Here is a 19,814-nt window from a genome sequence, read left to right as displayed (position 1 = left end):
CGGTCGGCCAGGCGCGGCACCGCTCGATCTCGGTGATCGAGTCGGGCTCCTCGCCACTCGGGAGGACCGCTCCGCCCAGAACGACTCGTCGTCGCTGGGCAGGATCACTGCACCGCTGTGCCTCCAGGTGGGGTCGCTCAACTGCCAGTACTCATGGCTGTCCAACGCCTCGATGATGAGCCCGATCTCGTCACTGGTCAGCGGAACCTCATGGCGGTCCGGGTGAGGCATGGCATGCTCTCGAGTCTCGGTCCATTGCGCCAGCGTTGGGCCAGAATCGGGGGATGGAGGGCCAGGGGGCGGACGAGCTACAGCCGGGGCTGTACGACACCCTCCTCAGCCAGGAGCTGATCGAACAGATTGGCGAGCTCGACGCGAGGCGGTTGCGGGCCAAGCTCGATGAGATCGAGCCGGCCGAGCTACCGGACCGCATCGCCGAGATCATCGCCGAGTGGGTCCGGGATGCGGTCCGCGCCGCATCGCCGGCGGACCGCCACGACACCGCAGTTGCGTTGGCCACCGAGGTGTTGGATCTCCTGATCGATCGCCACGGTGCGGATGACGGGTCAGGTTCGCGCCTCGGCCCGGAGCTGCAGCGCCTCCTCGCCGTCGAGCCGTTGGCACCAACCGGCGAGCCCTGACCATCCGCGCCCGCTCACGCCGCTGCGAGACACGGTGCTGATGACGAACGCCCGCGATCAGCCGACGGTCGGCCGGAGATCGTGGCGGAGATCGAGTCCGCCGATCGGATCGATCTCGTGCTGGCCTTCATCCGGTGGACCGGCGTGCGATCTGTTGCCTGCGCTCCGCCGGCACACCGATGCCGGCAAGCCGTTGCGGGTGATCACCACCACCTACACCGGGAGCACCGAGCTGCAAGCGTTGCAGGCCCTGGCCGACGTCGGCGCCGAGGTGAAGGTCTCGTACGACACGGCCAGTACTCGGCTCCATGCCAAGGCGTGGTGCTTTCACCGGGCCACCGGGTTCTCGACGGTGTACATCGGATCGTCCAACCTGACGTTCTCGGCGCAGGTCACGGGACGCGAGTGGAATGTCCGGGCATCCGAGCGCCGCAATCCCGACCTGATCGAGGGCTTCGACCGGGTCTTCGAGACCTACTGGGCCGATCCCCACTTCGAGCCCTTCGACGCCGCCCAGTTCGCCGACGCGACGGCGAGGGAAGTCGACGACTCCATCGCCACGCCGTTCACCATCGAGCCGTACCCCTTCCAGCGACAGATCCTCGAACAGCTCGAGGTCGAGCGCCGCCGAGGCCGACATCACAACCTGGTCGTCGCGGCGACCGGCACGGGCAAGACCGTGGTCGCCGCGCTCGACTACCGCCAGCTCCGCGGCCGGCTCGACCGGTCAAGGCTGTTGTTCGTCGCGCACCGCAAGGAGATCCTCGAGACGTCCCGAACCACGTTCCGCCACGTGCTCCAGGATGGAAGCCTCGGGGAGCTCTGGGTCGGTGGCGAGAAGCCGCAGCACTGGGAGCACGTCTTCGCCTCGATCCAGTCGCTGTCGGCCGGTGACCTGGAGGCGCTCGACCCCGAGCAGTTCGACGTGGTGATCGTCGACGAGTTCCACCACGCCGCCGCCACCACCTACACGACGCTCCTCGACCACCTCCGCCCGGCCCACCTTCTGGGGCTGACCGCAACACCGGAGCGCACGGACTCTCTCGACATCCTCCGGTGGTTCGACGGTCGCATGGCGGTCGAACTGCGGTTGTGGGATGCGCTGGAGCAGGACCTGCTGTCGCCGTTCCACTACTACGGCATCCATGACGGCACCGACCTCCGCCGCATCACCTGGCGACGAGGACGCGGCTACGACGCCACGGAGCTGACCAACGTGTACACCGGCGACGACCTGTGGGTTGGCAAGGTGCTCGCCGCGGTGCGCGAGAAGGTGGGCGACCCCCAGCGCATGCGGGCCCTCGGCTTCGGGGTGAGCATTGCCCACTGCGAGTTCCTCGCCAATCGCTTCAACCGAGCTGGCATCACGTCTCGTGCCGTGTCCGCCAACAGTCCCGCCAGCGAACGTGACGATGCCTTGCGGGCGCTGGCGTCGGGCGATGTTCAGATCCTGTTCTCGGTCGACCTGTTCAACGAGGGCATCGACGTTCCCGCTGTCGACGCGGTGCTCATGCTCCGGCCGACCGAGAGCGCGACGGTGTTCCTCCAACAGCTGGGTCGTGGCCTGCGGCGGAGCCACGGCAAGGACGTACTCACGGTCCTCGACTTCGTTGGCCACCAGACGAAGTCGTTCCGCTTCGACCTTCGCTACCGCCGGATGCTCGGCCGAACCCGTCGAGAAATCGAGCGCGATGTTGCCGAGGACTTCCCCTACCTCCCCGCCGGTTGCCAGGTGAAGCTCGATCCTGTCGCCAAGACGATCGTGCTCGACAACATCCGCACCGCCCTTCCCACCCGGTGGCCCGAGCGGGTGCGAGAGCTGCGAGAGCTCGGCGACGTATCGCTCCCCACCTATCTCCACGAGACGGGCCTCGAACGCGACGACGTCTACCAGGGCGGCCATTCCTTCACCGAGATGCGCCGAGCCGCCGGCGTCCTCGAGACCCCCTGCAGCGGATGGCGAAGATCGCCTCGGCCGTGGACTCGCACGCCTGCTGCACGTGGACGACCTCGACCGCATCGAGACCTACACCGCGCTTCTCGGCACGCACGAGCCGATCTCGGGACAGGACATCGAAGAGCGCCAAGCCCGCCAACTCCACGGCCTGCTGCTAACGCTGCTCGGTCCGAAGAAGGGCGAGTTCACCTCCGTCGACGAAGCCACCCGACACCTGTGGTCCCACGACGAACTGCGGGCCGAGCTGCGGGAGCTGCTGCCACTCCTCGAGGACCAGGTCACCCACCTCCACGCCCCGCTCGGCCTGCTGCAACCGGTGCCGCTCCAGGTCCATGCCACCTACACCCGCGAGGAGGTGCTCGCGGGATTCGGTGCCTCCACGGTGACGACGCCTCTCCCGCTCCAGACGGGCGTCTACTGGCACGAACCCAGCCAGACCGATCTGTTCTTCATCACCCTCCAGAAGACCGAGAAGCACTACTCCCCGACCACCCGCTACCGCGACTACGCCATCAGCGACCGCTTGTTCCACTGGGAGTCGCAGTCGACCACGGCGACGGCCAGCGCCATGGGCCAGCGGTACATCAACCACGAGGCGAGAGGCACCAACGTGGTGCTGTTGGTCCGGTCCAGCCGCACCGACGTCAGCGGCCGGACTCGCCCCTACTTCTGCGCGGGTCGAGGGCGCTACGTTGACCACCGCTCGGAGCGTCCCATGCAGATCACCTGGGAGCTGCACGAGCCCCTCCCGGGCGACATCTTCAGCGCCTTCCGTGCCGCCGTCGCCTGACGCTGCTCAGGCCCGGTCCGTGGTGACCTTGTGGGAGCCCATGTAGGCGTCGACGGCCAGGTCCAGGAGCAGGTCGGGGTGCTCCGTGTTCACCTGGTCGATGGCCGCCTCCACCACAGCGTTTCCGCAGGTGAGCCCTGGTGTCGGAGGGGGGACTTGAACCCCCACGCCCTTGCGGGCACTAGGCCCTCAACCTAGCGCGTCTGCCTATTCCGCCACTCCGACGTGGCCGTCCGGCCGGAGCCGGGGCGAGGGTGAACTGTAGCGCGCCGACCGCTGGCCACTGCCACCCGCGACGGCCCGCCACGGGGCCTCCGAGCTCACCTCTCCGCTGGCGGCGCCACCGCCACCGACCTGACGTCGAAGGTGCCGTCGATCGCCACGGCGAGACCCGACACCCGGTCGGACGCCACCCCGGCGAGGAGGAACTGGCCGAGGGGCAGCACCGGGAAGACCGCCATCACCTCGCGCTCCACGGCCGAGTACACACCCGCCCGCATGGCCGGATCGGCGGTCGCCCGGGCCCGCGCCAGGCCGTCGTCGACCGACGCCGACGAGAACGCCAGCACGTCGTCGGCCGACCTCGACGAGAACAGCGGCTCCAGGTACGCCTCGGCCGACGGGTAGGCGCCGATCCACCCCAGGCGGAACAGCCCGGCCTCGCCCGAGTCCAGGAACGCGGCGTACTCGTCGGCGGGCCGGGGTCGGAGCACCGCGGTGATCCCCACCGCGCGCAGGTCGTCGGCGATGGCGCCGGCCACAGCCTCCTGGGCCGGCTCGTCCTCGTAGTCGATCGGCACCTCCGGGATCCCTCCGTCCGGGAACGCCTCCGCGAGCAGCGCCTGCGCCCGATCGGGGTCGTAGGCGCACGAACCCCCGCACGGGTCGTCCTCGGAGCCCGGCAGGCCGAGCGGCACCACCCCGGTCATCGGTGCCATCCCGGGCCCGTACACGTCGGCGAGGATCGACTCCCGGTCGACCGCGGCCACGATCGCCTCGCGGAACCGCACGTCGGCGAAGCGGTCGGCGGCCAGGTTGAAGCCGTAGAACACCTCGGCCATCGACAGGGTGAGGATGCCGTCGCCGTAGCGGGCGACGGCGTCGGGCAGACGCTCCGAGCCGACCTGGGCCCAGTCGACCTGGCCGCCGACGAACCCCTCGTACGCCGCGTCGCGGCTCTCGTACTCGACCACGTCGACCTCGTCGACCGACAGGTCGGCGCCCGCCACCGGCGACAGCCGCACCACCCGGCCCGCCCGCTCGGCGACGGCGAGCGGCCCGCTGCCCACCGGCTGCTCGGCCCACGCCTCGGGATCCGCCGTGACCGCGGCCCGCGGCACCACGCCCAGGACCGGGCTGGCCAGCACGTCGGGCAGCTCGGCGAACGGCTCGGCGAGGCGGACGACGAGGGTCCGGTCGTCGGGCACCTCCAGCCCGGCGAGGGTGTCGGCCGAGCCGTCGGCGAACGCGTCGAAGCCGGCCACGGGAGCGAGCGCAGCCGCCACCGGCGAGCCGGGTCCCTGCCGGACGACCCGCTCGATGGTGAACCGGACGTCGTCGGCAGTGATCGGCGTGCCGTCGGAGAAGGTGACCCCCTCCCGCAGCTCGAAGCTGAAGGTGCGCTGGTCGTCCCCGACGTCCCACGCGCCCACCAGCTCCGGCTCGACGCGCCCGGGCGCAGGGGCGTCGAAGAGCCCGTCGAAGAGCAGGTCGGCCAGGATCAGCTCGGTCTGCGAGCCGGTGGACGCCTGCGCCGGATCGAGGGAGGCCGGCAGCTCCAGCCCCAGGCGGAGCACCCCGGCCGCCGGGGGCGGGAGGCCGGCCCCACCGAAGCCGAAGAGGCTCGTGGCTGGCGAGCACGACGAGGCCAGCAGCGCGAGCAGCACGACGAGGCTCGCGACGGCCCCCGGCGAGCCCTGCGTGCAGCGACGGCGGGCCACACCGGGACCGGTCGGCCGGGCGGGCAGCTACTTGAGCTGCAGGCCGAGGCCGATGGTGGCGAAGGAGAAGACGAGGGCCACCACGACCGTGATCCGGTCGAGGTTGCGCTCGACGACGGTGGAGCCGGCTGCCACCGAACCCATGCCGCCGAACATGTCGGACAGGCCGCCGCCCTTGCCGCTGTGGAGCAGCACGAGGACCATGAGCAGCAGCGCGGCGGGCACCTGGAAGATGACCAGGATCACGGTGAGCACGGGCGAACGCTCCCTGAGGGGTGGCAGCGGGTGACTCCGCAGCGTACCAGCACGCCCACGCGGGCTCAGATCACCTCGGCGATCTCCGGGAAGTGGCACGCCACGGCGTGCCCCTCGCCCCGATCCACGAGGACCGGCTCCTCGTCGGCGCACACGTCCTGCGCCTTCCAGCACCGCGTGCGGAAGCGGCAGCCCGAGGGCGGGTCGACCGGGCTGGGGACGTCGCCCGTGAGCACGATGCGACGCCGCTCGCGCTCCTTGCGGGGGTCGGGCACCGGCACCGCCGACAGCAGCGCCTGCGTGTAGGGGTGCTGGGGCTCGCGATACACCTGGTCCCTCGTCCCGATCTCGCCGATCTTGCCGAGGTACATCACCGCCACCCGGTCGGAGATGTGCCGCACCACCGACAGGTCGTGGGCCACGAACAGGTACGCCAGCTCGAGGCGCTCCTGCAGCTCCTCGAGCAGGTTCACCACGCCGGCCTGCACCGACACGTCCAGGGCCGACACCGGCTCGTCGAGCACGATCGCCTTGGGATCGAGGGCGAGGGCCCGGGCGATGCCGATGCGCTGGCGCTGGCCGCCCGAGAACTCGTGGGGGTAGCGGTTGCCGTGCTCGGGGTTCAGGCCGACCAGCCGGAGCAGCTCGGCCACCCGCTCCTTGCCCTCGCCACGGCGGCCGTAGGTGCCGTGGATGCGCATCGGCTCGCCGACGATCTCGTTGACGGGCAGGCGCGGGTTCAGGGAGGCGTACGGGTCCTGGAACACGATCTGCAGGTGCCGACGCACCTTGCGCATCTGGGGGCGCGGCAGGTCGACGAGCGACTGGCCCTCGAAGACCACGTCACCCGACGTGGGGCGGACCAGCTGCAGGATCGAGCGGCCGGCGGTGGACTTGCCGCACCCCGACTCCCCCACCAGGCCGAGCGTCTCCCCGGGGAAGAGCTCGAACGACACGCCGCACACCGCGTGCACGTCGCCGACCGACCGGTTGCCGAGGAAGCCGCCCCGGATCGGGAAGTGCTTCACCAGGTCGCGCACGACGAGGATCGGCTGGCCCCTCCCCTCGGCGTCGGGGGGGACGGACGGGGTGTCGGCGAGCGCAGGAGCGTCGCTCACCAGATCGGGCCCTGCTCGTTCTCGGACAGGGTGGCGCCCTCGGGGTCGGCGGTGATGAGCGGGATGTGCGTGGCCTCGAACTCGTCGACGGTGCCTTCGGGCAGGACGAGGTCGCTGCCGTCGCCACCGAAGAGCGGCTCGTCCCCCGTCTCGCCGGCCACGTCCTCCCACTTGTGGCACGCGGCCAGGTGCTCGTCCTCGTCGGTCGGCCGCAGGTGGGGCTCCACCTCCAGGCACGTGACGTCGGCCAGCGGGCACCGGGGCGAGAAGGGGCAGCCGGCCGGCAGGTTGATGAGCGAGGGCGGCGCGCCGGGGATGGGCGTGAGGCGCAGCCCCTCGGTGTCGAGCCGGGGCAGCGAGTCGAGCAGCCCGGCGGTGTAGGGCATCCGGGGCGAGTAGTACACGCTGTCGACGGTGCCCGACTCCACCAGCTTGCCCGCGTACATCACCAGCACCCGGTCGGCCATGCCGGCCACCACACCGAGGTCGTGGGTGATGAGCAGCACCGCCACGCCGGTGCGCTCCTTCACCTCGAGCAGCGTCTCCAGCACCTGGGCCTGCACGGTGACGTCGAGCGCCGTGGTGGGCTCGTCGGCGATGAGCACCTCGGGGTCGTTGGCCATCGCCATCGCGATCATGGCCCGCTGGCGCATGCCTCCCGAGAACTCGTGGGGGTACAGGCCGGCCCGCTTGGACGGCTCCGGGATGCCCACCGTGTCGAGCATCTGCACGGCCCGCTCCCACGCCTCGCCCTTGCTCACGGGGTTGTGGGCCCGGATGGCCTCGGCCACCTGAGCCCCCACCTTGTGCACGGGGTTCAGCGACGTCATGGGGTCCTGGAACACCATGGCGATGGTCTTGCCCCGATACGCGTTGAGGTCGTTGGGCTTCATGCCCACCAGGTCCTGGCCCTGGAGCCGTGCCGAGCCGCCGATGCGAGCCGAGCGAGGGAGCAACCCCATGAGGGCCAGGCACGAGACCGACTTGCCGGATCCCGACTCGCCGACGATGCCGACCACCTCGCCCTTGCCGAGGGTGTAGGAGACGCCGCGCACGGCCCGCACCAGGCCGTCGTCGGTCGGGAAGTCGACGGTGAGGTCACGCACGTCGAGCAGCGGGGCCGACGCCGGCTGCGGTGCGGCCAGGGCCGTCACGCCCGGACCCGTGTCTGCTTCGGGTCGAAGGCGTCGCGGAGCCCGTCACCGATGAAGTTGATGCACAGCACGATCATGATGATGAACAGGCCCGGGAAGTAGAAGAGCCACGGGCGTGTCTGCGCACTCGTCTGCCCCTCGGACACCAGCAGGCCGAGCGACGTGTCGGGTGCCTTGATGCCGAGCCCCAGGTAGGACAGCGCCGTCTCGATGAGGATCGCGGCCGCCATCGTCAGCGTGGCGGCCACGATGATCGAGCCGACCACGTTGGGGAGGATGTGCCGGAAGATGATCCGCCGGTCGCTGGCACCCGCGGCTCTGGCGGCCTCCACGAACTCCTTCTCGCGCAACGACAGGATCTCGGCTCGCACGATGCGCGCCAAGGTCGTCCACGACAGGACGGCGATCACGAGCGCGAGGCTGAACCAGTTGCCGCTCTGGGTCACCTTGTTGGAGAGCACGGCCAGGACCGCGAGGATCGGGATCGTCAGCACCAGGTCGATGAAGCGCATGAGGATCGAGTCGGTCTTGCCCCCGAAGTAGCCCGCGACGGCACCGAGCACCACGCCGATCACGGTGGAGAACAGCGCCACCAGCAGCATGATCTGCACCGACTTCTGGGCCCCCCGGAGCACCTGGGCGAACACGTCCTTGTTGGCGCTGGTGCCCATGGGGTGCTCCCACGACGGACCCTGGCTGATGTCCTCCACCGGGATGATGTCGTCGTAGCCGTACGTCCAGAACCGGCCGCCCACCAGCGACAGCAGCACGAGCAGGATCAGCACGACCAGGCTGGCGATGGCCAGGCGGTGGTGCAGGAAGCGGCGGAGCACCATCCGCCACTCGCTGCGCGCCTCGACCGTGAACTCGCGCTCGGGCCCGGCCGAATCGGCCGGAGCCGGGGCGGCGCCGCCGGTCGCTGCGAGCTCGGCACCCCCGTCGGCCGGCGGCGCCGGCGGCTCGTAGACGATCTCAGCCAAGGCGGATCCTCGGGTCGAGCCACGCGTAGGCGACGTCGGCGAGCAGGTTGAACACGACCACCACGAACGCGGTGATCAGCAGCCAGGCCAGCACCACGTTCACGTCGAACGAGAGCACGCCGTCGATGAGGAGCGTGCCCATGCCGTTCCAGCCGAACACGCGCTCGGTCACGATGGCTCCGCCGATCACGGCACCGAAGTCGAGGGCCACCACCGTCGTGACCGGGATGAGGGCGTTGCGGAGCCCGTGGCGGACGACGACCCGCCGACGGGGGATGCCCTTGGCCGCCGCGGTTCGCACGTAGTCGCTGTTCATCACGTCGAGCATGGAGGCCCGGGTGAAGCGGCTGTACGCGGCGAAGCTGATGAGGATCAGGGTGAGGGCCGGAAGGACCATGTGGCCGGCCACGTCCCAGAACCGTTCGATGCCGGAACCCTCGAAGTTGGGGGTCTCCTGGCCGATCGTGCCGATCCAGCGGCTGAAGCCGAGCCCCTCGAGCACGTTGTTGAGCCGGATGGCCACGAACTCCTTCAGCAGCGCCGCCAACCAGAACACCGGCAGGGAGAAGAAGAGGAACGACGCGAACGTGGCCGAGTAGTCGAACAGCGAGTACTGGCGCAGCGCGCTGATCACCCCCACGATCAGGGCGATCACCACGGCCACGAACAGCGAGAACACCACGAGCCGCAGCGTGACCCCGAGGCTGCGCACGAGCTGGGGGCCGACCTCCTGGCCCTTGTTGTCGACGCCCAGATCGCCGCGGACGACGTCACCCAGCCAGATGGCGTAGCGCGCCAGGACGGGCTCGTCGAGGTGCAGCTCGATCTCGCGCGCCCGGATCTGCTCGGGGCTGATGCGGGGGTTGACACGCAGGTCCTGCAGGGGATCGCCGCTGTTGGCCACCAGCAGGAACACGATGAAGGACGACACGAACAGGAGCGGGATCGCGCCGAGCAGACGCCGGAGTACGAACTTCGACACTGGGCCCTACCGCTCCTCTCGGGGCCGGGGTCGGGGTCGGGGTCGAGGTCGAGGTCGAGGTCGGTCCCGGGAGGGTGGAGCGCCCCCCCGGGACCGAGCCGACCTGACGGCTACTGGGCGATCGACCAGGTGAAGGAGTTCCAGCTCGGGCCGAGGTAGCCGTTGTACTCGACGTTCTCGACCGTCTCCCGCCAGGCCAGGAACTCGGGCACCTGGAACATGGCGATCGTGGGCACGTCATCCCAGAGGAGCTGGTCGACCTGGTTCATCAGGTCGGCGCGGGTCGCCTCGTCCAGCTCGGCATCAGCCTGCGCCAGCAGGGCGTCGACCTCCGGGTTGGAGTAGCTGCCGAAGTTCTGGCCGCCGTCGGTCACGTAGATCGACGTGTTGGCCGACAGCACGGTGCCGCCGGTCCAGCCGAACAGGGCCAGATCGAAGTTGCCCTCGTCGAGGAACAAGAAGTCGGGCTGCGGGGCGAACACGATCTCGATCCCGGCCTCCTTCAGCTGCGCCTGGATCAGCTCAGCCGTCTGCTGGCGGCGGGGGTTGGGATCGCGCCACGTGACGCGGAACGACGCCCGCTGGCCGTCCTTGGCGTACACGCCGTCGGCGCCCAGGGCGTAGCCGGCCTGCTCCATCAGGGCCTTGGCCGCCTCGATGTCCTGCTCGCCGTACTCGGCCTCGCCGTTGGGCTCGTAGTTCGCGCTCGACGGCATGAAGATCCGGTTGTTGAGCACCTGGGCGTCGGGGCTGAACTGCCCGGGCAGGCGCGTGACGATCTCCTGGCGGTTGATCGCCTTGGCGATGGCCTGGCGCACCTCGGTGACGGCCAGCTGCGGGTTCTCGAGGTTGAAGTCGACGTGCTCCCAGAAGGTGCCGAAGCCGACGGTGGAGGCCACGCCGGCGATGCCCTCGGTCTGCTGGACGAGGTCGATCTGGGCCTGCGGGAAGATCACGTCGGCCTCGCCGTTCTCCAGCGCTGCCGGCTGCTGGGCGGCGTCGGTGATCCACGGGACGACGATCTCGTCGACGACCGGCGTCTTCTCGCCCCAGTACTCCGTGTTGCGCTCGATGGTCATGCTCTCGCCGACCACGTAGTCGGTGACCGTGAACGGCCCGCCCGACACGAACGCCGACAGGTCGGGAAGCGCCTCGACCTTGAAGCCGGTGTTCCAGCCGACCGCCGGGTCGCCGCCACCCACCTCGGTGAAGTAGTGGGAGGGGAAGACGTAGTCGAACACCGCCTTCCAGTCGGCGAACGGCTCGGAGTACACGACGGTGACGGTCTTGCCGTCGTCGGAGCCGGTGACGCTCTCCATCAGCTCGTAGCCGGTGGACGACGCGAAGTCGTACAGCGGTAGGGGCTCACCCGTGTCGGGGTCGACCTCGGTCGACGTGGCCTGGCCGTTCATGGCCGTCCACATGAAGATGAAGTCGTCGGCCGTGATGGGCGTGCCGTCGGACCACGTGGCGTCGGGGTCGATGGTGTAGACGACGGTCTGCGGGTCCTCGCTGGTGAGCTCCACGCTCGTGACCAGGTCGTTGTTGGGTTCGAGGACGCCGTCGGGCTGGGCCCACACCACGCCGGGCCACACCCACTGCATCACGTACTGGGTCCACGCCGCGTTGTCGGCCGCCGTCAGCCAGTTGAGGCTGGTGGGCTCCTGCTCACCGCCGAACAGCACGGTGCCGCCGGCCGCCGCCTCGGACGTGGCGGTGGTCTCCTCGGTGCCCGACGTGGTGGTGCCGCCCTCACCCCCGTCGTCGTCGTCACCGCCGCACGCGGCGGCCACGAGGCTCAGGCCGAGGAGCACGGCGAGGAGCTGGACGAGCAGTCTGGACCTTGTTCTCACGTCGAGGACCTCCCGAGGGCTGGACGTGGCGTGATGCGCAACCCGCCGGTTACCCGGCGGTAACCCGCGGACCGTACCAGAGCCACCTGTCGGGGCCCCTCGACGCTCCGTCGGGACGGACGGCCTCACCGACGGTGGAGCCGGTACTGCACGATGTGGGCGAACTCGTCCGGATCGAGGCTGGCCCCGCCCACGAGGGCGCCGTCGATGTCGGGCTGGGCCATCAGGTCGGCGCTGTTGCCGCCCTTGACCGAACCTCCGTACTGGATGCGAACGGACTCGGCAGCGGCCTGCCCGGCCAGCTCCCCCACCAGCCGGCGGATCTGCGCGCACACCGTCTGGGCGTCGTCGGGCGTGGCGGTCCGGCCGGTGCCGATCGCCCAGATCGGCTCGTACGCGATGACCATCGAGCCGACCTGCTCGGTCGTGAGCCCGGCGAGCCCGGCCCGCACCTGACCGTCGACCTTGGCCTCGGTGCCGCCAGCCTCTCGCTCGGCGAGGGTCTCCCCGACGCACACGATCGGCGTCATGCCGGCGGCGAAGACCGCCTCGGCCTTCTTGTTCACCATCTCGTCGGTCTCACCGAACAGCTCGCGCCGCTCGGAGTGGCCCACGATCACGTAGACCACCCCCAGCTTGGCGAGCATGCCGGGGGCCACCTCGCCGGTGAAGGCGCCCTTCTCCTCCCAGTGGCAGTTCTGGGCGCCCAGCACGATGGGGATCCGATCTGCCTCGCGCACGGTCTGCACGGAGCGCAGGTCGGTGAACGGGGGGTGCACCGACACGTCGACGGCGGCGTAGTCGTCCTTGGTCAGCGCGTACGCCAGCTTCTGGACCGTCTGGATGGCCTCGAAGTGGTTGAGGTGCATCTTCCAGTTGCCGCTGATGAGCGGCTTGCGGCTAGCGGGCATTCGGTGCCTCCCGGAGGGCGGCCAGGCCGGGCAGGTCGCCCAGCTCGAGCAGCTCGAGCGAGGCTCCCCCGCCCGTGGAAACCCAGTCGACCTGGTCGGCCAGGCCGAAGTGGGCCAGGGCGGCGGCGCTGTCGCCGCCCCCCACGACCGTGAACGCCGAGGTCTCGGCCACTGCGTCGGCCACCGCTCGGGTGCCGGCCGCGAAGCGCGGGTCCTCGAACACGCCCATGGGGCCGTTCCAGAACACGGTGCGGGCCGCGGCGACCACGTCGGAGAAGGCCGCGGCCGAGCCGGGCCCGATGTCGAGGCCCCTCCAGCCGGCCGGCAGGTCGGTGCCGAACGTGCGGACCTCGCCGCCGGCGGCCGGGTCGCCGATCTCGCCGCCGGGCCCGAGGGCAACGATGTCCTCGGGCAGGTGGATCGGGGTGCCCGAGCCCAGGAAGCCCCTGCACGCCTCGACCTGGTCGGCCTCGAGCAGGGAGTCGCCGATGCTGTGGCCGCGCGCGGCCAGGAACGTGAAGCACATGCCGCCGCCGATGACCAGGGCGTCGGCCACGCCCAGCAGGGCCTCGATCACGCCCAGCTTGTCGCTCACCTTGGCCCCGCCCAGCACCACCACGAACGCGCGGCGCGGGTCGTTGCGCATGCCGAGCAGGACCTCGGCCTCGCGGGCCAGCAGCCGCCCGGCCGCACTGGGCAGGAACTGGGGTGGCCCCACGATCGAGGCGTGCGAGCGGTGCGACGACCCGAAGGCGTCGTTGACGTAGGCGTCCTGGCCGGCGATCAGCTCCTGCACGAACGCCGGGTCGTTGCCGGTCTCGCCGGGGTCGAAGCGCAGGTTCTCGAGCAGCTCGACGCCGGGTGCGAGCTCGGCGAGCCGAGCCCGCACCGGAGCCATCGAGTACTTCGGGTCGGGCGCGCCCTTGGGCCGGCCCAGGTGGCTGCACGCGGTGACCGTCGCACCCTGCTCCTGCAGCCACTGGATCGTGGGGAGGGCCGAGCGGATGCGGAGGTCGTCGGTGATGACGCCGTCCTTCAGCGGCACGTTGAAGTCGGCCCGGAGCAGCACGCGCCTGCCCGCCAGCGGCGGGAGGTCTTCGAGGGTGGGGACGCTCACTTGTTGGCGGCACCCACGATGAGGGACAGGTCGACGAGCCGGTTCGAGTAGCCCCACTCGTTGTCGTACCAGCCCAGCACCTTCACCAGGTTGCCGAGCGACATGGTGAGGTCGCTGTCGAAGGTGCACGACGCCGGCGAGCCGACGATGTCGGACGACACCAGCGGCTCCTCGGAGTACACCAGCACCTTGGCCAGCCGGCCCGACGAGGCCGCGGCCTTGAACGCGGCGTTGACCTCCTCGGCGCTGGCCTCGACCTTCAGCAGGCCCACGAAGTCGGTGATGGAGCCGTCGGCGACGGGCACCCGCAGGGCCGTGCCGTCGAGCTTGCCCTTCATGGCCTCCATGACGAGCCCCGTCGCCCTGGCCGCGCCCGTGGACGTGGGCGTGATGTTCAGCGCCGCGGCCCTTGCCCGGCGCAGGTCCGAGTGGGGCCCGTCGACCAGGCTCTGGTCGCCGGTGTAGGCGTGCACCGTGGTCATCAGGCCCTTCTCGACGCCGAAGGCGTCGTCGAGCACCTTGATCATCGGCACGAAGCAGTTGGTCGTGCAGGAGGCGTTCGACACGACCTTCTGGACGGCCGGGTCGAAGGTGTCCTCGTTCACCCCCACCACGAAGGTGGCGTCGGCGCCGGTGCAGGGAGCCGAGACGATCACGAACGGGGCGCCGGCCTCCAGGTGGGCAGCCGCCTTGTCACGGCTGGTGAAGATGCCGGTGGACTCGACCACCACGTCGACGCCCAGCTCGCCCCACGGGAGCTCCTTGGGGTCGCGGACGGCCGTGATCTTCAGCACGTCGTCGCCGATCTTGATGCCGCCGTCGACCACCTCGACCTCGTAGGGGAAGTCGCCCATCACGGAGTCACGCTTGAGCAGGTGGGCCATCACCTCCAGCGACCCGAGGTCGTTCGCCGCGACGAAGTCGATGTCGGCGCCCTGCTTCTTGGCTGCCCGAAGGAAGTTGCGGCCGATGCGGCCGAACCCGTTGATGCCCACGCGGATGCCCATGTCGCTGCCTGCCTCCTCAGATACGGCTGCACGGCGCCGGCCGGCCAGGCGTGGGGGCGGCCCCCACCCCTGCCGCGGCTCGCCGCTCGCCCCCATCCGATCAGACCGGGCCCGGCCGGTTCCAGTCCCGAGGGTCCCCTTCTGCGGGCCGAACGGCCCTACCCGGCCTACTTGTCGACGTCTCGGTGGATGACGACGGGGTCGACACCCGCTCGGCGGAGGCGGCGGGACACCTCCTCGGCGATCGCCACGCTGCGGTGGTGGCCGCCGGTGCACCCGAAGGCGATCGACAGGTACGTCTTGCCCTCCTTCACGAACTCGGGGAGGAGGGGCACGAGGAGCGCCTCGAGGTGGTCGAGGAAGTCGGAGGTGGCCGGCTGGCCGAGCACGAAGTCGCGCACCGGGGCGTCCAGGCCCGTGAGGGGGCGCAGCGCCTCCACCCAGTGCGGGTTGGGGAGGAACCGGCAGTCGAACACCAGGTCGACGTCGAGCGGGAGTCCGTGCTTGAACCCGAACGACGACACGGTCGTCTGCATCCCGGCCGCCGGCAGGCCGGACCCGAACAGCTCGACGATCCTGGTCCGCAGCTGGTGCACGTTGAGGTCGCTGGTGTCGACGACCACGTCGGCGACCTCCTTGACCGGCTCGAGCAGCAGCCGCTCGGCCTCGATGGCGTCGTGGAGGCTCTCGCCCTCGAGCAGCGGGTGCCGCCGCCGGGACGTGGTGTACCGGCGCACCAGGGTGTCGGTGGCGGCCTCGAGGAACAGGATCCGCAGGCTGGCGCCCGTGGCCCGGAGGGCCTCGAGGGCCGGCATCACCTCGTGGTGGTAGGGGCCGGTGCCCACCACCAGGGCGACCTGCTGCATGCTCGAGCCGGGGCCCCGAGCCAGCTCGGCCACCTTCGGGATGAGCGAGGGCGGCAGGTTGTCGACGACGAACCAGCCGAGGTCCTCGAGGTAGTCGGCGGCCAGGGACCGCCCCGCACCCGACAGGCCGGTGATCACGATGAACTCGCTCATCCGCTCACCGCCGCTCAGGCTACCCGTGACCCTCGCCGTGACCGGATCATCCGGGCAGCCGCTCGGCGCGCACGAACAGGAGCCTGGGGACCGTGGCCGCCAGCGGGTACTCCGGAGCCCGGGCCAGGAACCCGGGCGGTGGCGCCGGCTCCTCCATCCGCCGGATGACGAGTCCGGCGGCCGACATGGCGTTCACGTAACGGGACAGCGGCCGGTGGGTGAACGGGATCAGCACGCCCTTCTCGACCTCCTCCAGCGAGCGGTCCTCGACCAGGTAGGGGCCGATCCGCCAGTACTGCTCGGGCGGGTCGAGCACGTGGTCGTCGATCCAGCCGCTGTCGGGCGTCTGCAGCAGCGGGTGGTTCAGGAAGAGGAGGAAGCGCCCGCCCGGCCGGAGCACGCGGCCCACCTCCGACAGGGCCTGGTCGACGTCGTCGACGTGCTCGAACACCAGGCACGCCACCACCGCGTCGAAGGTGGCGCCGGGGAACGGGAGGGCGGCGGCCCCGGCCCGGGCGTAGGCGGGCCCGCCGCCCCGGCGAGCCGCCTCTCCCACCTGGGCCCAGGTGGGGTCGATGCCGATGACCCGGTGGGCCCCGCCGCGCACGGCCAGCCGGGCCACCTGGCCCTCGCCGGTGCCCACGTCGAGCACGTCGCCGGCCCCCGCGAGGTGCTCGACGGCCAGCGGGAGGATCTGCTCCTCGTACTCCGGGTCGGCGCCCTCGGTGAAGCCCTCCTGCCACCAGCGGGCGTTGTCCTCCCACAGGTCGTCAGCCATCGCCGGAGAGCGTGCCACGGCGCGTCCAGATCCTCGCGTCACCGGGCCCGCCGATGGGGCGCGACCCGCCGAACGCGGCATCGGCCGCGGCGACCAGGTCGGGGTCGAGCGCGGGGTGGACGACGACGAGGGTGTCGCACCGGCTGAGCTGCGACGGACGCGTGACCGCCTCGAAGCGATCCGTGTACGCGAGGAGCGGGGGGACGCTGAGGTCGAGAGCGCAGACCCGGAGACCGGCGTCGGCGTCAGCGTCGATGACCCCGGCAACCTCGGGGTAGGGGTGGGGAGAGGCGGCCCACTCCGGCGCCAACGACCACGACGACAACGCAGCCGCGACGACGACCGCGGCAGCCATGGCCGGCGCCCGCGCGACGCAGATGGCCACGAGCACGGCGACGGCAGGGACGAGCCAGACGAAGAACCTCGGGGCGAGATCGGTGTTCGCAGCCAGCCACGGAACGGCAACGGCGGCGACCAGCCACACGGTCATCCACCGGAACACCGACGACGGTGTGGCCCGGCGGACCAGAACCGCTCCCCACATCGCAGCGACGCCGACCAGGACGGCTGAGACGGTGGTCCCCCCGAGCAGCTCGCGTGCCAGGTCGAAGGGGAAGTCGGGCTGGAAGCGGCGACCGCGGCCGGCCATGGCGTCGACCATCCCCCCGAAGATGGCCAGGTACGCGACACCGCCGAGCACGATGGCGGCCGCCCACCGCCTCACCCACGCGGGACGCAGCCCTCCACGGGCGAGGACGAGGACCACGTGCCCGCTCAGGGGTACGAGCGCGTACAGGTGGGTGGCGATCGCGATCGCTGACGCAGCCACGTAGAGCAGCTCCGCGGACCGGCGCGAGCTCGCCTTCGGGTCGAGCAGCCGCTGGAGCGTCATGGTCGAGACCACGATCGCCAGGGTCATGAGGCTGTAGCCGCGCACGGCGCGCGACAGCTCGGCGAACACCGGGTTGGTGGCGACCACGGCCGCGGCGCACGCTCCGGCGAGCCCGCCCCACCTGCGGGCGCAGTGCGCTGCGATCAGGCCGACCGTCACGGCACCGAAGGCGATGGGGAGCGCCCGGAGGACCGCTTCCTCCGTCGTGCCGGTGAGCCGCACCACACCGTTCACGAGCAGCGAGAAGAGCGGGTGGTTGTTGAACGCTCGCTGCGTGCGAACGGCGTCGAGCAGCGAGCCCGTTCGTACGAAGAACCCGACGGTCTCCGCGCTGTCGTAGTCGAGCGCTCGACCGGCCCCGAGCACGTAGAAGGCCGCGGTGAGGACGCCGGAGGTCGCCCCGACGAGCCTCGGGTCGCGCCAACCCCGAGCCTGCGACGATCCGACCGCCTTCACGCGCGTGGCGCGTGGAGCTTCTCGTAGAGCGTGTCCGCGACAGCGTCGGGGAGCCAGGGGAGGGCCTGCAGCTCATCGAGCGAGGCCCGCTTCACGGCGTTCACGCCGCCGAGCTCCTTCACGAGCCGCTTCTTGCGGGCCGGGCCCAGGCCCGGCACGTCGTCGAGGGCGCTCCTCGTCATCCGCTTGCCGCGGAGCTCCCGGTGGAAGCCGATGGCGAAGCGGTGCGCCTCGTCGCGGATCCGCTGCAGCAGGTAGAGGGCCTCGGACTGCCTCGGGATCACCACCGGCTCGGACCGCCCCGGCACGAACAGCTCCTCGAAGCGCTTGGCCAGCGCCGCCACGGGGATCTCCCCGTCGAGGCCGAGCTCCTCCAGCACCCGAACGGCCACGCCCAGCTGGCCCCTGCCACCGTCGACGAGCAGCAGCTGCGGGGGGTACGAGAAGCGCCCCGGGCGTGCGTCCGCCGGTCGCTGGCGCTCGCTGAGGTAGGCGGTGAGGCGCCGGGTGAGCACCTCCTCCATGGCGGCGAAGTCGTCGTTGCCGGCCACGTCGCGCACCTTGAAGCGGCGGTAGTCGACCTTCTTCGGGAGCCCGTCCTCGACGACGACCATGGAGCCGACGTAGTCGGTGCCCTGCAGGTGGCTCATGTCGAAGCACTCGATCCGCAGCGGCGCCTCGGGCAGCCCCAGGTGATCCTGGAGCTCGTTGAGCGCCCGGGCCCGGCTGTTGTGGTCGGCCGCCCGGCGGAGCCGGTGCCGCACGAACTCCTCCTTGGCGTTGCGGGTGACGGTCTCGTGGAGCTCGCGCTTGTCGCCCCGCTGCGGCACGCGCACCTGGACCCGCGAGCCCCGCAGCATGCCGAGCCACTCCTCGTACAGCGCGGGATCGTCGGGCAGGTGCGGGACCAGCACCTGCTTGGGCACCCCCGACGCCGGTTCGTCGCCGTAGAGGCCCTCCAGCACGTTGGCCACGAGGCCGGCGGCGTCGAGGTCCTCCACCTTGTCCACCACGAACCCCTTGCGACCCACGACCCGGCCACGCCGAACGAAGAACACCTGCACCGCGGCCTCGAGCTCGTCGTCGGCGATGCCGATCACGTCGAGGTCCTCGCTGCGCTCGGCCACCATCTGCTGGCGCTCGATGGCCTTCTGCACCGCAGCCAGCCGGTCGCGGACCCGCGCCGCCCGCTCGTATTCGAGCTCGCCGGCCGCCTCGCTCATCTCGCGCTGGAGCCGCTGGACGACCTCGTCCGTCTCGCCGTCGAGGAAGTCGAGCAGCTGGGAGACCAGGGCGCCGTACTGCTCGGGGTCGACTTCGCCCACGCAGGGTCCCGAGCACTTCTCGATGTGGAACAGCAGGCAGGGCCGGCCCAGCCGCTGGTGCGACGCCAGCTTCGAGTCGGAGCAGGTGCGGATGGGGAACGTCCGCAGCAGCAGGTCGAGCGTGTCGCGGATCGCGTAGGCGTGGGCGAAGGGCCCGAAGTACCGGACGCCCTTGCGCTTGCGGCCCCGCATCACCATGGCCCGGGGCCACTCGTCGTCGAGGGTGACCGCCAGGAAGGGGTAGCTCTTGTCGTCCCGCAGCCGCACGTTGAAGCGGGGCCGGTGCTGCTTGATCAGGCTGTACTCGAGCATGAGGGCCTCGACGTCGTTGCGGACCTGGATCCACTCGACGGTCTCGGCCGACGCCACCATCTGGGCCGTGCGGGGGGGCAGGTGGCGGGGGTCCTGGAAGTAGCTCGACAGGCGCTGGCGCAGGCTCTTGGCCTTGCCCACGTAGACCACCCGGCCGGCGGCGTCCTTGAACTGGTACGAGCCGGGGGCGTCGGGGATGGTGCCGGCGGGCGGGCGCTGGATCACCGCGCCAGCCTAGGGAGGGCCCTGCCCCCGCGTTCCGGTGAACGGTGGGTTTACACTTGGGGTGACTGCCGGCCTGGCATCCGGCGACATATCAGCTCCGTG

The 19,814-nt window shown here is 70.9% G+C and carries 14 protein-coding genes, 1 tRNA gene and 1 pseudogene; 1 reads left to right on the top strand and 15 read right to left on the bottom strand.

Going from position 1 to position 19,814, the window contains the following annotated elements; genetic code table 11:
- The first annotated feature begins 284 nt into the window (after window positions 1–284).
- Window positions 285–3,388, top strand: a pseudogene (locus IPM45_17620) (DUF3427 domain-containing protein).
- 138 nt (window positions 3,389–3,526) lie between these two features.
- On the opposite strand, the gene IPM45_17615 reads toward IPM45_17620, so the two are convergent.
- The 15 genes from IPM45_17615 to uvrC form a co-directional block, all read right to left on the bottom strand.
- Window positions 3,527–3,613, bottom strand: a tRNA-Leu gene (locus tag IPM45_17615).
- Window positions 3,614–3,708: 95 nt separating this feature from the next.
- Window positions 3,709–5,328, bottom strand: a complete 1,620-nt coding sequence (locus tag IPM45_17610; GenBank protein ID MBK9181347.1) for an ABC transporter substrate-binding protein — start codon at window positions 5,326–5,328, stop codon at window positions 3,709–3,711.
- 27 nt (window positions 5,329–5,355) lie between these two features.
- Window positions 5,356–5,571: a preprotein translocase subunit SecG gene (secG, locus tag IPM45_17605; GenBank protein ID MBK9181346.1), complete on the bottom strand. Its 216-nt coding sequence runs from the start codon at window positions 5,569–5,571 to the stop codon at window positions 5,356–5,358.
- Between the two features lie 77 nt (window positions 5,572–5,648).
- On the bottom strand, window positions 5,649–6,701 hold the full coding sequence (locus tag IPM45_17600) for an ATP-binding cassette domain-containing protein (GenBank protein ID MBK9181345.1): 1,053 nt from the start codon (window positions 6,699–6,701) through the stop codon (window positions 5,649–5,651).
- On the bottom strand, window positions 6,698–7,855 hold the full coding sequence (locus tag IPM45_17595) for an ABC transporter ATP-binding protein (protein MBK9181344.1): 1,158 nt from the start codon (window positions 7,853–7,855) through the stop codon (window positions 6,698–6,700). The genes IPM45_17600 and IPM45_17595 overlap by 4 nt, the downstream gene beginning before the upstream one ends.
- Window positions 7,852–8,691, bottom strand: a complete 840-nt coding sequence (locus IPM45_17590) for an ABC transporter permease (GenBank protein MBK9181343.1) — start codon at window positions 8,689–8,691, stop codon at window positions 7,852–7,854. The genes IPM45_17595 and IPM45_17590 overlap by 4 nt, the downstream gene beginning before the upstream one ends.
- A 136-nt stretch (window positions 8,692–8,827) precedes the next feature.
- Window positions 8,828–9,817 carry an ABC transporter permease gene (locus tag IPM45_17585; protein MBK9181342.1) on the bottom strand — a complete coding sequence of 330 codons (990 nt, stop codon included), beginning with the start codon at window positions 9,815–9,817 and terminating at the stop codon, window positions 8,828–8,830.
- A 110-nt stretch (window positions 9,818–9,927) separates the two neighbouring features.
- Window positions 9,928–11,670 carry an ABC transporter family substrate-binding protein gene (locus IPM45_17580; GenBank protein ID MBK9181341.1) on the bottom strand — a complete coding sequence of 581 codons (1,743 nt, stop codon included), beginning with the start codon at window positions 11,668–11,670 and terminating at the stop codon, window positions 9,928–9,930.
- 125 nt (window positions 11,671–11,795) lie between these two features.
- Window positions 11,796–12,581 carry a triose-phosphate isomerase gene (locus IPM45_17575; protein MBK9181340.1) on the bottom strand — a complete coding sequence of 262 codons (786 nt, stop codon included), beginning with the start codon at window positions 12,579–12,581 and terminating at the stop codon, window positions 11,796–11,798.
- The gene (locus IPM45_17570; protein MBK9181339.1) at window positions 12,571–13,698 is read right to left on the bottom strand and encodes a phosphoglycerate kinase; all 1,128 of its coding nucleotides are present in this window, start codon (window positions 13,696–13,698) and stop codon (window positions 12,571–12,573) included. Before IPM45_17570 ends, IPM45_17575 begins: the two co-directional genes overlap by 11 nt.
- Window positions 13,695–14,705 carry a type I glyceraldehyde-3-phosphate dehydrogenase gene (gene gap / locus IPM45_17565; protein MBK9181338.1) on the bottom strand — a complete coding sequence of 337 codons (1,011 nt, stop codon included), beginning with the start codon at window positions 14,703–14,705 and terminating at the stop codon, window positions 13,695–13,697. Before gap ends, IPM45_17570 begins: the two co-directional genes overlap by 4 nt.
- A gap of 167 nt (window positions 14,706–14,872) precedes the next feature.
- Window positions 14,873–15,724: an RNase adapter RapZ gene (gene rapZ / locus IPM45_17560; GenBank protein MBK9181337.1), complete on the bottom strand. Its 852-nt coding sequence runs from the start codon at window positions 15,722–15,724 to the stop codon at window positions 14,873–14,875.
- Between the two features lie 46 nt (window positions 15,725–15,770).
- The gene (locus IPM45_17555) at window positions 15,771–16,502 is read right to left on the bottom strand and encodes a class I SAM-dependent methyltransferase (protein MBK9181336.1); all 732 of its coding nucleotides are present in this window, start codon (window positions 16,500–16,502) and stop codon (window positions 15,771–15,773) included.
- The gene (locus IPM45_17550) at window positions 16,495–17,850 is read right to left on the bottom strand and encodes a hypothetical protein (protein MBK9181335.1); all 1,356 of its coding nucleotides are present in this window, start codon (window positions 17,848–17,850) and stop codon (window positions 16,495–16,497) included. Before IPM45_17550 ends, IPM45_17555 begins: the two co-directional genes overlap by 8 nt.
- A complete protein-coding gene (gene uvrC / locus IPM45_17545) occupies window positions 17,847–19,709 on the bottom strand; it encodes an excinuclease ABC subunit UvrC (GenBank protein ID MBK9181334.1) in 1,863 nt (620 codons plus the stop codon). Before uvrC ends, IPM45_17550 begins: the two co-directional genes overlap by 4 nt.
- Window positions 19,710–19,814: the final 105 nt, after the last annotated feature.

It is taken from the genome of Acidimicrobiales bacterium (assembly GCA_016716005.1).
Lineage (GTDB): Bacteria > Actinomycetota > Acidimicrobiia > Acidimicrobiales > JADJXE01 > JADJXE01.
The sequence above is the reverse complement of the archived record's forward strand: the minus strand, read 5'-3'. Positions and strand labels throughout refer to the sequence as shown.

What these genes read in the sequence shown, in the direction of transcription:
- IPM45_17590 (MBK9181343.1), bottom strand. Translation starts at nt 8,691, where the DNA reads ATGGTGCTCCGCCGCTTCCTGCACCACCGCCTGGCCATCGCCAGCCTG.
- IPM45_17575 (MBK9181340.1), bottom strand. Translation starts at nt 12,581, where the DNA reads ATGCCCGCTAGCCGCAAGCCGCTCATCAGCGGCAACTGGAAGATGCAC.
- gap (MBK9181338.1), bottom strand. Translation starts at nt 14,705, where the DNA reads ATGGGCATCCGCGTGGGCATCAACGGGTTCGGCCGCATCGGCCGCAAC.
- rapZ (MBK9181337.1), bottom strand. Translation starts at nt 15,724, where the DNA reads ATGAGCGAGTTCATCGTGATCACCGGCCTGTCGGGTGCGGGGCGGTCC.
- IPM45_17555 (MBK9181336.1), bottom strand. Translation starts at nt 16,502, where the DNA reads ATGGCTGACGACCTGTGGGAGGACAACGCCCGCTGGTGGCAGGAGGGC.